We start from the raw sequence: 13,413 nt of genomic DNA, 5'->3' as shown, positions 1-13,413 counted from the left end.
CGGCCGGGCCTAGGCTGACGGCCATGACCTCTCACCCAGAGTCTCAGCCCGGCCCCGCCGCCACGGTCGACGCCTACCTCAGCGGTCTGCTCGCCCCCGCCGACGAGGCGCTGGCCGCCGCCCTCGCGGACAGCGAGGCCGCGGGCCTGCCCAGCATCAGCGTCTCCGCCACCAACGGAAAACTGCTGCACCTGATCGCCCGCATCCAGGGGGCCCGCCGCATCCTGGAGATCGGCACGCTCGGCGGCTACAGCACCATCTGGCTGGCCCGCGCCCTGCCCGCCGACGGCACCTTGATCACCCTGGAGTACAGCCCGCACCACGCCGAGGTGGCCCGCGCCAACATCGCCCGCGCCGGCCTGGACAAGGTGGTCGAGGTCCGGGTCGGCGCCGCCCTCGACTCGCTGCCCCTGCTCGCCGAGGAGGGCGGCACCTTCGACCTGGTCTTCATCGACGCGGACAAGGTCAACAACCCGAACTACCTGGACTGGGCGGTGCGGCTGACGCGCCCCGGCAGCGTGATCGTCGTCGACAACGTCGTCAGGTCGGGCCGCGTCGTCGACCCCGCCGACACCGACCCGAACGTCACCGGCACCCGCGCCGCGCTCCAACTCCTCGCCGACCACCCGCAGTTGGACGCGACGGCGATCCAGACGGTGGGCGCCAAGGGCTACGACGGCTTCGCCCTGGCCTACGTACAGGGCTGAGCGCTACGGCTCCTGGTAGAACCCCACGTTCACGCTGCGCGGCCCGCCCCGGTCGAGGACGACGACCTCACCGGAGCCGCCGCGCGGCAACCGCGCCGCCCCGCCGTACGCGAGCGGCAGACCCGGGCCCCGCTCGCCCCCGGACCGCACCCGCACCTCCGCGGCCGGATCGCCCTGGGACCCGCGCAGCCAGCAGACGCTCCACTCCCCCTCGGGCCCGCACCGGAACTCCAGATGCACCCGCGACACGAACAGCCAGTCCTGCGGTGTGACGAGCCCGCACACACGCTCGTCCCGCCCCACCCGCAGCACGGCCCCCGGCTCACTGGGCGCCTCGGCCATCGACATCCCGGCCGTGGCCCCCTCGTCACCACCCGCCACGGTGGCCATGGTCAGTTCGAGCACCGCACTCCCCCGACGTCCGTCTTCTCGTAGGGGCCGCATCCTAGTGTCCCGGTGTCCTGTCGCGGGGGCGCTGTGCGGCAGGATGAACCCATGAGCATCGTCAAGATCAACGTTCTGACCGTCCCGGCCGAACAGCGCGAGGTCCTGGAGAAGCGGTTCTCCTCCCGCGCGAGCGCGGTCGAGAACTCCGACGGCTTCGAGTGGTTCGAGCTCCTGCGCCCCGTCGAGGGCACCGACGACTACCTGGTCTACACGCGCTGGCGTGACGAGGAGTCCTTCCAGGCGTGGATGGAGGGCCCGATGAAGGCCGCGCACCAGGGCGGCGGCGACCGCCCGAAGCCCGCCTCGACCGGCTCCTCGCTGTGGTCCTTCGAGGTCGTGCAGCAGGCGGCGCCGAAGACCGCGTAGAGACGGTCAGGAATGAAGAAGCCCCGGCGGCCGGGCCGGACCTAGCGTGAGGTGCATGACCTCCCTCGCATCCGTCACCCTCCAGGTGGACGACACCACGGCCGCCGACCGCTTCTACTCCGCCGCCTTCGGCCTCGGCGGCCCCCATCTGCTGCTGCGGCCCTCCGAGGCCCCGACATCCGGCTTCCGCGGGTTCACGCTGTCGCTGACCGTCTCCCAGCCCGCCGACGTCGACGCGTTCGTCGGCGCGGCGGTCGAGGCGGGCGCCACCACGCTGAAGCCGGCCTCGAAGTCGCTCTGGGGGTACGGCGGCGTCGTCCGCGCCCCGGACGGGACGATCTGGAAGGTCGCCACCTCGGCGAAGAAGAACAGCGGCCCCGCCACCCGGGACATCGACGCGCTCGTGCTGCTGCTCGGCGTCGAGGACGTGAAGGCGAGCAAGCAGTTCTACGTCGGGCAGGGCCTGCTGGTGGGCAAGAGCTTCGGCGGCAAGTACGTCGAGTTCGACGCCGGGACCGGGCCCCTCAAGCTGGCGTTGTACAAGCGTGCCGCCCTGGCCAAGGATGCCGGTGTTCCCGCCGACGGTGCCGGTGCGCACCGGATCGTGCTGGGCGGCACCGCCGGGTCGTTCACCGACCCCGACGGTTTCGCCTGGGAAGCGGCGTCCTTGGCCAGGACGGGCGAGTAGCGGACCGGGATCAGAGGCTGAGCAGCCGCTCCGCCGTCTCCCGGTAGTCGCGCAGGGCGAGACGGAGCTGCTCCGTGTCCTCCTTCGAGTCCTGCCACGTCGTGCGCAGGGCGCTGCGGCGGCCCGCGAGGCTCTCGGTGAGGCGCGTCGTCAGGTCCTCCAGGACGTGGTCGGCCTCCTCGACGGAGGCCCGGGGCTCGTCCACGAAGGCGGCGACGGCGTGCCGCAGCCGTCCTTCCAGGTCCTCACGGGCCTCGTGCGCGACCAGGTCCGAGCGGGCACCGTGGGCCGGTCCTTCGAGGTCGTGGCGCGGCTCGAAGTGGGAGTCGCGGTGCGGGGCGCGGTGGTCGTCCCGGTGGCGGCCGACGCCCTCGTCCGGGCCGGGCCCGGCGAGCGGGTCGCCGCCGAGCGGGGCGCCCGCGCCGGGAACCTGGTTCCCTGGCTCGTGGCGGGGATCGCGCGTGCCGGGCGCCGTCCGGTCGCGCGGCGGGGTCTCCCCCGCGAGCGGACCTTGCTGCCGGTCCGGTGCCGTACCGTCCTGTCGCGTGCGGTTGATGTCGGTCATCCTCTACTCAACTCCCCTTGGCCAGGCGCCCCTTGAGGGGGCTCGTCCGCTCGTGCCGCGTCGTGCCGTCGTCCGCCGTACGGTCCCTCTCGTCCGTCCGGTCCCGGTGTGCGACATGGCCGCCCGTACCGATCAGGTCGTCGAACAGGGCGCGCGCCTCGACCATCGCGGCGCGCAGCTTCTCCGTGCCGGCCGTGCCGTCCGCGTGGTGGACGCGCCGGTAACCGTGCACGTGCGGGCCGTGGTGCACGGAGAGCGCCTCGACCTGCTCCTCGTAGCGGCTGCCGTCGGGGAAGCCGCGCTCCTTCGCGAGGTCGGCGATGAGCAGGTCGGCCTCGGCGACCGCTTCCGCGGGCGACTCGACGAACCGCTCCTGGGCGGCGGCCCAGCGTGCCTGGTACCGCTCGCGGGCGGCGGGCTCCAGTTCGCGGGTGCGCAGCGAGCCGTGTCGCCGCACCCGCTCCGTCAGTTCCCGTTCGGCGGCCTTGGTGTCGCCGTCGTGCCGGGCGACGACCCGCTCGTACTCGGGGCCGAAGCGGCGCTTGAGGCCGCGTCCCCCACGGGGCTTGGTCCGTGCGGCGAACACGCCCGCCGCGACGACGACCACGACCCCCACCACGATCAAAGCGATGATCACGCCTGTGGACATGGGTGTCTTCCCGACCTTCCCGGTATCGTCGAACTTGGGTCAACCGTGCTTACCGTGAACCGGGTTGCCCGCCCCGCCCGCCTCAAACAGTGCGGGCCGCCCGCGGCGGCCGACCGGGGAAATCCGGTTGCGGCGTCCGGCCCCACCGGCCCCACAATGCGAGGTGCGCAACTCCTGGACCATCGCCCCCGAGCCGTACGGCTCCCCCGTCGCCGCCGCCCTGTGGCGTGCGTACTACACGGAGGTGAGCGACCGCTGGTACCTGCTGCACGAGGGGCGCGTCACCGAGCCGGCGGAGCTGGAGCGCGGGATCGCGGCCGAGTCCGGCGCCGAACTCGCGCCGCCGGGCGGCCGGTTGCTCGTCGGGTGGTACGACGGTGAGCCCGCCGGGAGCGCCGGGGTGCGGCTGGTGGACGCGGGCACGGCGGAGCTGACCCGGGTCTTCGTCGTCGAGGAGCTGCGCGGCAAGGGCGGGGCGCCGCTGCTCGTGGCGGCGGCCGAGGATGCGGCGCGGGCCCTGGGCGCCGTGCGCGTCCGCCTCGACACGCGGAGCGACCTGGTCGAGGCGCGCGCCCTGTACGCGCGGCTCGGCTACGAGGAGACCGGGCCGCACAACGACGACCCGTACGCCGAGCACTGGTTCGGCAAGCGGCTGGACTGAGACCCGGGCGGCGTCAGGCGGCGAGTCGCTGGCGTGCGTCGCGTCCGTCGTGCGGTCGTTCCGCGTCCGAGCCGCACAGCTCCGCGTTGAGGTCGCGGACCAACTGGTGCAGGTCCGTGGGGCGTTCGGGGGTCCACCAGTCGCCGAGCAGTTCGGCGAGGGAGTCCTCGCGGGCCTTGCCGAGGCGGGCGGCGACCGCGCGGCCCTCGTCGGTGAGGACCAGGTCGAGGCCCTCCCGTACGGCGAGGCGCCGCTCCTCCACCTGCCGGGCCGCCTCGATGATCACCGGCAGGGGTACGGCGCTGCGTTCGGCGAGGACTGCGGGCTCGGCCCAGCCGTACCGGTTGACGCGCAGGACGAGCCAACTGGCCGCCGGTAGCAGGTCGTAGCCGGCCCGCGCGGTGATCTTCTCGTAGATCTCGCGCCGCCCCTCGCGCGTCCCGAGCGTCGACAGGGCCCGCGCCGCCTCGTCGTAGGAGGAGCGCTCCACGGGGTTGGAGGCGAGCGTCTGGGTCGTGTCGGGGGCGGTGACGGAGGCGCGCAGCTTGTCCTCGCGCAGGAACCAGGAGAGGACGAAGGCGAGCAGGGCGACGGGGACGGCGTAGAGGAAGACGTCGGTGATGGAGGTGGCGTAGGCGTGCAGCACCGGCTGGCGCAGCGCGGGCGGGAGGTCGCCGATGCCGCGCGGGTCGGCCTTGAGCGAGTCCGGGCCGACCCCGGCCGGTGCCTGCCGCCCGGCCAGGGCCGAACTCAGCTTGGTGGCGAGCCGGTTGGCGAAGACGGTGCCGAAGATCGCGACGCCGAAGGAGGCGCCGATGGAGCGGAAGAAGGTGGCGCCCGAGGTGGCGACGCCCAGGTCCTCGTAGGGCACCGCGTTCTGCACGATGAGCACGAGCACCTGCATGACGAGGCCGAGTCCGAGGCCGAAGACGAAGAAGCAGGCGCTCATCGCGGCGGTCGAGCTGGTCTCGTCGAGGTTGTGCAGCAGGAGCAGGCCGATCGTGGTGACGGCGGTGCCCGCGACGGGGAAGACCTTCCAGCGGCCGGTGCGGCTGACGATCTGCCCGGAGGCGGTGGAGGAGAGCAGCAGGCCGATGACCATGGGCAGCATGTGCACACCCGACATGGTGGGTGAGACGCCCTGGACGACCTGGAGGAACGTCGGCAGGTAGGTCATCGCGCCGAACATGGCGAAGCCGACGACGAAGCTGATGACGGCGGCGAGGGTGAAGGTGCGGACCCGGAAGAGTCGCATCGGCAGCACCGGTTCGGCCGCCCGGAGCTCGACGCGTACGAAGACCGCGGCGAGCACGACGCCCAGCACCGCGAGGCCGATGATCTGCGGCGAGCCCCAGCCCCAGGTCGTGCCGCCCAGCGAGGCGACGAGGACGAGGCAGGTGGCGACGGCCGCGATGAGGAAGGTGCCGAGGTAGTCGATGCGGTGCTTTCGCGCGTGCGCCGGGATGTGCAGGGCGGCGGCGATGACGACGAGCGCGACGACGCCGACGGGCAGGTTGACGTAGAAGACCCAGCGCCAGCTCAGATGCTCGGTGAACAGGCCCCCGAGCAGCGGTCCGAGCACGCTCGTCGCCCCGAAGACGGCGCCGAACAGGCCCTGGTACTTGCCGCGTTCGCGCGGTGACACCAGGTCGCCGACGATCGCCATGGACAGCACCATGAGCCCGCCGCCGCCGAGGCCCTGGAGGGCGCGGAAGCCGATGAGCTGGGGCATGTTCTGCGCCATGCCGCACAGCGCCGAGCCGATCAGGAAGATGACGATGGCGAGCTGGAACAGCTTCTTGCGGCCGTACTGGTCGCCGAGTTTGCCCCACAGGGGCGTCGCGGCGGTCGCGGCGAGCATGTAGGCGGTGACGACCCAGGAGAGGTGTTCGAGTCCGCCCAGGTCGCTGACGATGGTCGGCAGCGCCGTGGAGACGATGGTCTGGTCGAGTGCGGCGAGCAGCATGCCGAGCAGCAGCGCCCCGATGGAGACGAGTACGCCGCTGGTCCTGGCCTGCTCGCCGGGTCGGCCCCGATGTGCCCGGGAGCTGCCGCCCCGGCCCGCCGCGCCGATGTCCTGGCTGCTCATGGCCACCTCCGAAGGCACCCCGGGCCGGTCGCGCCGGGGGCTTGGTACTTCCCATCGTGGTGGGTGCGGCGCGGTTTGGCCTGTTGAGTGCCGGTCGAGTTCGCCGCGGCCCTGCGGGCGGGGCCCGGGGTCTGCATAATGCGCTTCAGTTCTCGGGGAGGGGAACCACACATGAGTGGTGAGGTGCGCACGTGTCCGGAGTGCGGGGCGGCGGCGGGGCCGGACGGCGGCGCGGCCTGCGGCTGCGAGGCGGAGGGTTTCGGTCCGCTCCGCGTCCGCCCCTACGTCACCCTCACCGAGCCCTCCCAGCCCCCTCCGCCGCGCGTCCCGGACCCGTACGCGCACCCGCCGCTGCCGCCGGAGCGGCGGCCGTCCGCCGGTGCGGGCCACGACCAGGGAGACGGGAGCCCCGGGGATCCGCCGCGCCGCACCCCGGTGCTGCTGCTGGCCGCGGTCGCGGGTGTCCTGAGCGTGGCGGCGCTGGTGACGGTCCTGATCTCGTCGGGTGACGACGGCACGCCCACCTCCACGCGGGGTGCCGCGGCCCCGCTGTCCACGGCCTCGGCGCCGCCGCGGCCGACCCAGGGGTCGTCGTCGCCGTCGGGGCGTGCGTCACCGCCCGTGTCGCCGTCGGCGCCCGGCTCGGTCTCGGCCGCCGCGCCCCCGGCCCCCACCCGTACGGCGTCCCCGACGCGCTCGGCGCCGAGCGCGTCCGCCTCCTCGTCGCCCTCCTCGGCGTCCCCGACACCCTCCGCGTCCCAGCAGCACACCCGCCCTCCGCGCGAGACGGTCCTGCGCCGGGGCGACCAGGGCCCGGAGGTGGCCGAACTCCAGTACCGGTTGCACGAGTTGAGCCTCTACCCGGATCACCCGGACGGCACCTTCGACGGCCGCACGGAGTACGCCGTACGCGCCTACCAGATGAATCGCGGCATCCAGGAGGACGCCCCGGGCACGTACGGCCCGGCGACGCGCCGGGCGCTGGAGGCGCAGACGCGCCGGGGCGGCGACGGGTGGCAGCGGTGACGGTCCGGGGTCACCAGCCCCGAGCGCCTGTCTTCGAACCCCCGCCGAGGTGACCGGGCCGCCGGGTGCTCACCCGATGTGCAGCAGGATCTCCCCGTCGGCCCCGGCCTCGACCCGTACGGCCGTCAGATCGGGCACGTGGACGGTGGGCCCGTGCGCCCCCGCGCGCGGCCCGACCCCGACCACCCGCATCCCCGCGGCGAGCCCGGCCGCGATCCCCGCGCCCGAGTCCTCGAACACGACGCAGTCCGCCGGGTCGACGCCCAGCTCGGCGGCGCCCTTCAGGAACCCCTCAGGGTCCGGCTTGCTGGCGCCCACGCTCTCGGCCGTCACGCGCACCGCCGGGTAGGGCAGCGCGGCGGCGGCCATCCGGCCGGTGGACAGCGCCACGTCCGCCGAGGTGACCAGGGCGTGCGGGAGCCCGGCGGAGAGAAGCGCGGCCAGGAACGCGGCGGCCCCGGGGACGGGTACGACCCCGTCCATGTCGGCGGTCTCGGCGGCGAGCATGCGGGCGTTGTCGGCGTGGTTCTCCGCCATGGGGCGCTCGGGCAGCAGCAGGGCCATCGAGGCGTGCCCCTGCCGCCCGTGCACGACGCCCATGACCTCGTCGCCGTCGAGGCCGTGGTCGGCGGCCCAGCGCCGCCAGATCCGTTCCACGACGGCGTCGGAGTTGACGAGCGTGCCGTCCATGTCGAGCAGGAGGGCGCGCGCGGAGAGAACGGTGGGCGTGGCCGTCATCGGCAGGCTCCAGAGAACGAAGGGGACAAGGCGGCCCCGCCCACCGGTCAGGGTTCGCGGGCGGGGACCACTTTGTTCCTTCACGGTACAAAACAAACCCGGGTGATCGCCACCCGGGTCCCCGCCGAACCGACGGACTCGCGCCCGCACCCTTGTCCCGCACACCAACTTGACGCGACCCTGTCACCAGCCGCACACCCGGCCGAAACCCCCGCCCCCCACGATGGCCGCACGCGGACCCCGCCCGGCCGACACCCCCACACCGCAAGGGAGTTCACATGCCCAGCCGCTACGCGCGTCACCCCCGCACCAGGACCGCCGCCGCCACCCTCACCGCGACCCTGGCCGCGCTCACCTCCCTGACCCTCCTCGGCGCCCCGCCCGCCCAGGCCGCCCCGCCCACCCCGGTCACCGCCGCCACGGCCCGCACCTACCTCGCGGAGCTGACGGTCAAGGCCGAGGGCTCCTCCGACGGCTACAGCCGCGACAAGTTCCCGCACTGGATCACCCAGTCCGGCACCTGCAACACCCGCGAGGTGGTCCTCAAGCGCGACGGCAAGAACGTGACGACCGGCTCCGACTGCGCCGCCTCGTCCGGCAGTTGGTACTCGGAGTACGACGGCGCCACCTGGACCGCCCCGGCCGACGTCGACATCGACCACGTGGTGCCCCTGTCCGAGGCGTGGAAGTCCGGCGCCAGTACGTGGACGACGGCCCGGCGCCAGTCCTTCGCCAACGACCTCACGCGGCCCCAGCTCATAGCCGTCACCGACAACGTCAACCAGTCCAAGGGCGACCAGGACCCGGCCGAGTGGATGCCGCCGCGCACCGCGTACGCCTGCACGTACCTGCGGATGTACGTCCAGGTGAAGCACTACTACGACCTGTCGGTGGACTCGGCGGAGAAGTCGGCGATCCAGTCGAGGCTGAGCGCCTGCTGACGCACCCCACCCCGCTCCCTCCCGGCGCCCGGATCCATACCGTACGGTCCGACGGGGCATACGGCCCCGAAGCAGGACGAGCGGAGGAGACAACGTGGCGAGGCTGCGCCTGGGACCGCTGTTGAGGTACGTGGACGAGGAGGCGGCGACGGTCTGGGTCGAGGCGAGCCGGCCCTGTACCGCCGAGGTGCGCTGCGCCGACGGCGCGTCGGGCAGCGCGCCGACCTTCCAGATCGACGGCCACCACTACGCGCTCGTCCCGGTCACCGGCCTGACCCCGGGCACCGCGACGGCGTACGAGGTGGCCCTGGACGGCGTCACGGTCTGGCCGGAGCCCGACTCCCGCTTCCCGGCCAGCACCATCCACGCCCCGGCGTACACCGAGGGGAAGACCGTCCGCGTCACCTTCGGCTCCTGCCGCTGGGCCGCGCCGCCCGCCGACGAGCACGACCCCGTGGGCCCCGACGCCCTCGACACGCTCGCCGCCCGGCTCGCCGCCGACCCGACGGCCGAGCGCCCCGACGTCCTCGTCCTCCTCGGCGACCAGGTGTACGCGGACGAGACGTCACCGGCGACGCGGGAGTGGCTGGCCCGCCGCCGCGACCTGACGGAGCCGCCCGGCACCCAGGTCGCGGACTACCAGGAGTACACGCACCTCTATTACGAGTCCTGGCTCGACCCGGAGATCCGCTGGCTGCTCTCCACGGTGCCCAGTTGCATGCTCTTCGACGACCACGACGTGATCGATGACTGGAACACCAGCGCGGCCTGGCTGCGGGAGATGCGCGAGACGCCCTGGTGGCGCGAGCGCATCCTCAGCGGCCTCATGTCGTACTGGGTGCACCAGCACATAGGCAACCTGCACCCGTCGGAACTGGCCGCCGACCCCGTGTACGCGGCGGTGCGCGCGACGCCCGACGGCACGGACGCCCTGCGCGAGTTCGCCGCGCGGGCCGACGCCGATCCGACCTGCGCCCGCTGGAGCTACCGCCGCGACTTCGGCCGCGTACGCCTGCTGATGATCGACACCCGGGCGGCCCGCGTCCTCGACGAACAGAACAGGGCGATGCTCGACCCGGACGAGGAGCGGTGGGTGCGCGACCAGGCCCTGGAAGGACAGGATTCCGCACCCGGCGCCTACGACCACCTCCTCGTCGGCTCGTCGCTGCCCTGGCTGCTCCCCCACCTCATCCACGACGCCGAGGGCTGGAACGCGGCGATGGCCAAGGGCGTACGCGGGGCCCGCTGGGCGCGGTTCGGCGAGAAACTGCGCAGGCGCGCCGATCTGGAGCACTGGGCGGCGTTCCCCACGTCGTTCGACGCGCTCACGGATCTGGTCGCCGAGGCGGGCACGGGCCCCGCCGCGCCCGCGACCGTCTCGGTCCTCGGCGGCGACGTGCACCACGCCTACATCGCCGAACCGACCTGGACCACGGGCGACCCCGCCCCCACCGCCCGCGTCCTGCAACTGACCTGCTCGCCCGTCCACAACACCATCCCGCGCTACATGCGCTTCGGCTTCCGCTTCGGCTGGAGCCGCACGGGACGGTTCATCGGCCGCCGCCTGGCCCGGCACGCGCGCGCCGCGGCGCCCCGCGTCAACTGGCGCAGGACCGGCGGCCCCTGGTTCGGAAACCACCTGATGACGCTCACCCTGCGCGGTCGCACGGCGGACCTCTCGCTCGACCGGGCCGACGCCCGGCGCGGCCTGGTCCGCGCGGACCACCGGACGATCACCTGAGCCGGGAAAGACCCCGAACCGGAAGATGACCATGGCTGAATGTTGAACTTGCAAGCACTGATTAGGTGCACCTAACCTGTGGACCTCCCAAGCCGATGGAGGGGCGACGGCGGCAGCGCCGGTGCCCCTCCATCGGCACATCGGTTACGTCCCCGACCGACCAAGGAGACCCCCACCATGACTGGACGTCTCAACAGCGCCCAGCCCCACGCCATCGGCTTGTTCCGCATAGTCGTCGGCCTGCTCTTCGCCTGCCACGGCGCCGCCTCGCTCTTCGGCGTCCTCGGCGGCAGCTCCGTCGAGGCCGGCACCTGGCCCGGCTGGTACGCGGCCGTCATCCAGCTCGTCGGCGGCGGCCTGGTCCTGCTCGGCCTCGGCACCCGCGCCGCGGCGCTCGTCTCGTCCGGGTCGATGGCCTACGCGTACTTCAAGGTCCACCAGCCCGAGGCCCTGTGGCCGCTCCAGAACGGCGGCGAGGGTGCCGCGATGTTCTGCTGGGCGATGCTGCTGCTCGTCTTCACCGGCTCGGGCGCGTTCGGCCTCGACCGGCTGTTCGCCGGGCGCGGCGAGCAGGCAGGACAGACGCGACCGGAGCACGCCACGGCCGCGGCCTGACCGCACATGGGCGCCCGCCCTCCCACCGGAGGACGGGCGCCCGTTCACGTCGGGACAGGCGCTCAGGGCAGCGACTCGAACGGCACCGTGAAGCAGGCCACGCGCGCCCCCGCCCCGCCCGGCGCGTCATGGATCACGACCGACTCCGCCTCGCCGGCCCGCAGGCCCCACGCCTTGCGCACCTTGACACTCGCCGCCCCGGCCGTGTCGGTGGTGAAATCGAGCCACACCTCGTTCTGGGCGTTCGCCAGTTTCGGGTCCACCACGTGCTGGTAGTGCCCGCCCGCCGCCGCGGGGTCGGCGCCGCACGCCTTCTGGTGCACATGCGCGCCGTAGGCGTGCCCGGCGACGAGACCCCGGACGCTCAGCCCCACGGTCATGCCGTTCGCGTCGCCGCGCTGGGACACCGTGATCGACGCCGCCGCGGGCACCAGCTTCATGTCGTACGTCACCGCGGGCGACGGCAGGAACGCCGTGGGGGGCGAGAAGGTCGCGTCGGCCTTCACCCAGTAGCCGTTCACACCGCCGCCGGGCCCACCGCCCCCTGCCGCCAGCACGGCCGCCGCGAGAGCGCCGGTCACCATTCCTGCCACCATCGCCAGTCCTCCGGTCTCCTCGGTACTGGGTCGTTCGTACGCGACAAGGCCGCCCGGCGCAGCCCGGAACGGTGCACTCGGGTGAACGTGACATGGGGAACATCTGTGCCCCTTGCGTCCTACGAGCCACACTCCGGGCGTACGCTGTAGAGCTGTCATACAGCCGCTCCCGCCTGGAGGAACGGTCCGGGGGAACATCCGTACGGGAGTTGGCCAGCAGTGTGGGAGAGCGTGGGGTCACTGACCGGAAGCCCATGGATCTACGTGATCGTGGCGCTCTCCGTGCTCTTCGACGTCTTCGTGCCGGTCCTGCCCAGCGGGGTCCTGGTGATCACCGCGGCCACCGCCGCCGCGGCCGGTTCGGGCGCGGCCACGGGCGCGGTCCCGCACGGCGTTCCCGACCTCCTCGCCCTGACGCTCAGCGCCGCGACCGCCTCCGTCCTCGGTGACCTCGTCGCATACCGCCTCGCCTGGCGCGGCGGCGCCCGCCTGGACCGCGCCATCGCCCGCTCCCGGCGCCTGACGACCGCGCAGGAACGTCTCGGCGGAGCGCTGGCCCGCTCCAGCGGCGGCCTGCTCGTGATCATCGCCAGGTTCGCACCCGCGGGCCGCTCGGTCGTCTCCTTCGCGGCCGGTACGGCGCACCGCAGGGTCCGCGAGTTCCTGCCCTGGTCCGCCCTGGCGGGCGTGGCCTGGGCGCTCTACAGCGTGGCGCTCGGCTACTTCGGGGCGCAGTGGCTCGGCGCGAGCTGGCTCTCCACCATCGTCTCGCTCCTCGCCCTGGTCGGCGCGGGCCTGGTGGCGGTGTACGTGATGCGCCGCCCGGCCCCCGAGTCTCAGGAAGCCTGAGCCCGGGCGGTCCCGCCCCGCACCTCGATGCCGTCGAGGAGGGCGGCGGTGGCGCGGGCGATCTCGTCCACGGCCCGCTCGAACACCTCCTGGTTGTGCGCGGCCGGCGCCCGGAACCCGGACACCTTCCGTACGTACTGGAGGGCTGCGGCCCTGATCTCCTCCTCGGTGGCTTCTTCCGGGAGGACGGGCGGGCGAAGGGTCTTGATGCTGCGGCACATACGTACAGTCTGCCGCCGCCCCGCCCCCCACCGCCGCCCAACGGCTCGATCACACGTTCGCGTGAACTACCCCGAGTCGCTCGCACCTTGAATTCGAACAGACGTACCATTGAGGGGTGGCAGCGACCGATGATTCCGACTCGATTTTCCTAGCGACCTCCGCGCCGGCCAAGAGGAGCTGCACCAGATCCGGGCCGAACTCCTGGCCCTGCTCAAGCGGCTCCCCTGGTCGGTCGCGCCCCTCGACGCGATCGACGACACCCAGGGCTGGCGCAAACTGGAACGCCCCGCCTCCCCCGGCTGGACGGAGGACGAACAGGCGGAGGTCGAGAAACTCCGCAGGCGCGAGCTGGAGCTGGCCGTCTTCGTGACGTGCCACCGCTACTGGTCGAAGCTGTCGGGCCCCGACGCCGTACGCGCACGGGCCCGCCTCAAGCACGTCCACAAGAACGACGAAGGCCCCCAGGCGATCGCCTGAGGACCTGGGGACCTGCGAGGTACTTATTTCGAACCT

Annotated in this window: 17 protein-coding genes; 10 read left to right on the top strand and 7 right to left on the bottom strand. The window is 73.1% G+C overall.

Features of this window, described 5'->3' with window-relative positions; genetic code table 11:
- Window positions 1-23 precede the first annotated feature (23 nt).
- Complete coding sequence (locus tag ACIRF8_RS05590; RefSeq protein WP_404211130.1) at window positions 24-707, top strand: O-methyltransferase; 684 nt, start codon at window positions 24-26, stop codon at window positions 705-707.
- A gap of 3 nt (window positions 708-710) precedes the next feature.
- Here ACIRF8_RS05590 and ACIRF8_RS05585 read toward each other — a convergent pair whose 3' ends face one another.
- Window positions 711-1,112, bottom strand: a complete 402-nt coding sequence (locus tag ACIRF8_RS05585; protein WP_404211128.1) for a hypothetical protein — start codon at window positions 1,110-1,112, stop codon at window positions 711-713.
- Between the two features lie 90 nt (window positions 1,113-1,202).
- On the opposite strand from ACIRF8_RS05585, the gene ACIRF8_RS05580 reads away from it, so the two are divergent.
- Complete coding sequence (locus ACIRF8_RS05580; RefSeq protein WP_404211126.1) at window positions 1,203-1,520, top strand: antibiotic biosynthesis monooxygenase family protein; 318 nt, start codon at window positions 1,203-1,205, stop codon at window positions 1,518-1,520.
- A gap of 55 nt (window positions 1,521-1,575) precedes the next feature.
- Complete coding sequence (locus ACIRF8_RS05575; RefSeq protein WP_404211124.1) at window positions 1,576-2,208, top strand: glyoxalase; 633 nt, start codon at window positions 1,576-1,578, stop codon at window positions 2,206-2,208.
- Between the two features lie 10 nt (window positions 2,209-2,218).
- Here ACIRF8_RS05575 and ACIRF8_RS05570 read toward each other — a convergent pair whose 3' ends face one another.
- Together ACIRF8_RS05570 and ACIRF8_RS05565 are read right to left on the bottom strand one after the other, a co-directional pair.
- Complete coding sequence (locus ACIRF8_RS05570) at window positions 2,219-2,773, bottom strand: hypothetical protein (protein WP_404211122.1); 555 nt, start codon at window positions 2,771-2,773, stop codon at window positions 2,219-2,221.
- A 7-nt stretch (window positions 2,774-2,780) separates the two neighbouring features.
- Entirely contained in the window at window positions 2,781-3,422 is a 642-nt protein-coding gene (locus tag ACIRF8_RS05565) for a hypothetical protein (protein WP_404211120.1), read from the bottom strand.
- 163 nt (window positions 3,423-3,585) lie between these two features.
- Between ACIRF8_RS05565 and ACIRF8_RS05560 the strand changes: the two genes are divergently transcribed.
- Window positions 3,586-4,083, top strand: coding sequence for a GNAT family N-acetyltransferase (locus ACIRF8_RS05560; protein ID WP_404211118.1), 498 nt, complete (start codon window positions 3,586-3,588; stop codon window positions 4,081-4,083).
- 13 nt (window positions 4,084-4,096) lie between these two features.
- On the opposite strand, the gene ACIRF8_RS05555 is transcribed toward ACIRF8_RS05560, so the two are convergent.
- Complete coding sequence (locus ACIRF8_RS05555) at window positions 4,097-6,172, bottom strand: DHA2 family efflux MFS transporter permease subunit (protein WP_404211116.1); 2,076 nt, start codon at window positions 6,170-6,172, stop codon at window positions 4,097-4,099.
- A gap of 171 nt (window positions 6,173-6,343) precedes the next feature.
- Here ACIRF8_RS05555 and ACIRF8_RS05550 point away from each other — a divergent pair, with 171 nt between their 5' ends.
- On the top strand, window positions 6,344-7,198 hold the full coding sequence (locus ACIRF8_RS05550) for a peptidoglycan-binding protein (RefSeq protein ID WP_404211114.1): 855 nt from the start codon (window positions 6,344-6,346) through the stop codon (window positions 7,196-7,198).
- A gap of 69 nt (window positions 7,199-7,267) precedes the next feature.
- Here ACIRF8_RS05550 and ACIRF8_RS05545 read toward each other — a convergent pair whose 3' ends face one another.
- Window positions 7,268-7,936, bottom strand: coding sequence for an HAD-IA family hydrolase (locus ACIRF8_RS05545; protein ID WP_404211112.1), 669 nt, complete (start codon window positions 7,934-7,936; stop codon window positions 7,268-7,270).
- A gap of 278 nt (window positions 7,937-8,214) precedes the next feature.
- Here ACIRF8_RS05545 and ACIRF8_RS05540 point away from each other — a divergent pair, with 278 nt between their 5' ends.
- From ACIRF8_RS05540 to ACIRF8_RS05530, 3 genes are all read left to right on the top strand, one after another.
- Window positions 8,215-8,877: an HNH endonuclease family protein gene (locus tag ACIRF8_RS05540; protein WP_404211110.1), complete on the top strand. Its 663-nt coding sequence runs from the start codon at window positions 8,215-8,217 to the stop codon at window positions 8,875-8,877.
- A 94-nt stretch (window positions 8,878-8,971) separates the two neighbouring features.
- Window positions 8,972-10,618 (top strand): alkaline phosphatase D family protein, encoded by a 1,647-nt coding sequence (locus ACIRF8_RS05535; RefSeq protein WP_404211108.1) that lies wholly within the window; start codon window positions 8,972-8,974, stop codon window positions 10,616-10,618.
- Between the two features lie 177 nt (window positions 10,619-10,795).
- On the top strand, window positions 10,796-11,233 hold the full coding sequence (locus tag ACIRF8_RS05530) for a DoxX family protein (RefSeq protein ID WP_404211106.1): 438 nt from the start codon (window positions 10,796-10,798) through the stop codon (window positions 11,231-11,233).
- Window positions 11,234-11,295: 62 nt separating this feature from the next.
- On the opposite strand, the gene ACIRF8_RS05525 is transcribed toward ACIRF8_RS05530, so the two are convergent.
- A complete protein-coding gene (locus tag ACIRF8_RS05525; RefSeq protein ID WP_404211104.1) occupies window positions 11,296-11,829 on the bottom strand; it encodes a superoxide dismutase family protein in 534 nt (177 codons plus the stop codon).
- A gap of 219 nt (window positions 11,830-12,048) precedes the next feature.
- On the opposite strand from ACIRF8_RS05525, the gene ACIRF8_RS05520 reads away from it, so the two are divergent.
- Window positions 12,049-12,678: a DedA family protein gene (locus ACIRF8_RS05520; RefSeq protein ID WP_404211102.1), complete on the top strand. Its 630-nt coding sequence runs from the start codon at window positions 12,049-12,051 to the stop codon at window positions 12,676-12,678.
- Here the strand turns inward: ACIRF8_RS05520 and ACIRF8_RS05515 are convergent.
- Entirely contained in the window at window positions 12,666-12,899 is a 234-nt protein-coding gene (locus ACIRF8_RS05515) for a DUF2277 domain-containing protein (RefSeq protein ID WP_404211100.1), read from the bottom strand. The two genes, ACIRF8_RS05520 and ACIRF8_RS05515, sit on opposite strands and share 13 nt — an antisense overlap.
- Before the next feature lie 178 nt (window positions 12,900-13,077).
- On the opposite strand from ACIRF8_RS05515, the gene ACIRF8_RS05510 reads away from it, so the two are divergent.
- Window positions 13,078-13,377, top strand: coding sequence for a hypothetical protein (locus tag ACIRF8_RS05510; protein ID WP_404212293.1), 300 nt, complete (start codon window positions 13,078-13,080; stop codon window positions 13,375-13,377).
- Window positions 13,378-13,413: the final 36 nt, after the last annotated feature.

It is taken from the genome of Streptomyces sp. NPDC102406 (genome assembly GCF_044765725.1).
GTDB lineage: Bacteria > Actinomycetota > Actinomycetes > Streptomycetales > Streptomycetaceae > Streptomyces.
The sequence above is the reverse complement of the archived record's forward strand: the minus strand, read 5'-3'. Positions and strand labels throughout refer to the sequence as shown.

What these genes read in the sequence shown, in the direction of transcription:
- ACIRF8_RS05590 (WP_404211130.1), top strand. Translation starts at nt 24, where the DNA reads ATGACCTCTCACCCAGAGTCTCAGCCCGGCCCCGCCGCCACGGTCGAC.
- ACIRF8_RS05580 (WP_404211126.1), top strand. Translation starts at nt 1,203, where the DNA reads ATGAGCATCGTCAAGATCAACGTTCTGACCGTCCCGGCCGAACAGCGC.
- ACIRF8_RS05575 (WP_404211124.1), top strand. Translation starts at nt 1,576, where the DNA reads ATGACCTCCCTCGCATCCGTCACCCTCCAGGTGGACGACACCACGGCC.
- ACIRF8_RS05570 (WP_404211122.1), bottom strand. Translation starts at nt 2,773, where the DNA reads ATGACCGACATCAACCGCACGCGACAGGACGGTACGGCACCGGACCGG.
- ACIRF8_RS05565 (WP_404211120.1), bottom strand. Translation starts at nt 3,422, where the DNA reads ATGTCCACAGGCGTGATCATCGCTTTGATCGTGGTGGGGGTCGTGGTC.
- ACIRF8_RS05555 (WP_404211116.1), bottom strand. Translation starts at nt 6,172, where the DNA reads ATGAGCAGCCAGGACATCGGCGCGGCGGGCCGGGGCGGCAGCTCCCGG.
- ACIRF8_RS05550 (WP_404211114.1), top strand. Translation starts at nt 6,344, where the DNA reads ATGAGTGGTGAGGTGCGCACGTGTCCGGAGTGCGGGGCGGCGGCGGGG.
- ACIRF8_RS05545 (WP_404211112.1), bottom strand. Translation starts at nt 7,936, where the DNA reads ATGACGGCCACGCCCACCGTTCTCTCCGCGCGCGCCCTCCTGCTCGAC.
- ACIRF8_RS05540 (WP_404211110.1), top strand. Translation starts at nt 8,215, where the DNA reads ATGCCCAGCCGCTACGCGCGTCACCCCCGCACCAGGACCGCCGCCGCC.
- ACIRF8_RS05530 (WP_404211106.1), top strand. Translation starts at nt 10,796, where the DNA reads ATGACTGGACGTCTCAACAGCGCCCAGCCCCACGCCATCGGCTTGTTC.
- ACIRF8_RS05525 (WP_404211104.1), bottom strand. Translation starts at nt 11,829, where the DNA reads ATGGTGGCAGGAATGGTGACCGGCGCTCTCGCGGCGGCCGTGCTGGCG.
- ACIRF8_RS05515 (WP_404211100.1), bottom strand. Translation starts at nt 12,899, where the DNA reads ATGTGCCGCAGCATCAAGACCCTTCGCCCGCCCGTCCTCCCGGAAGAA.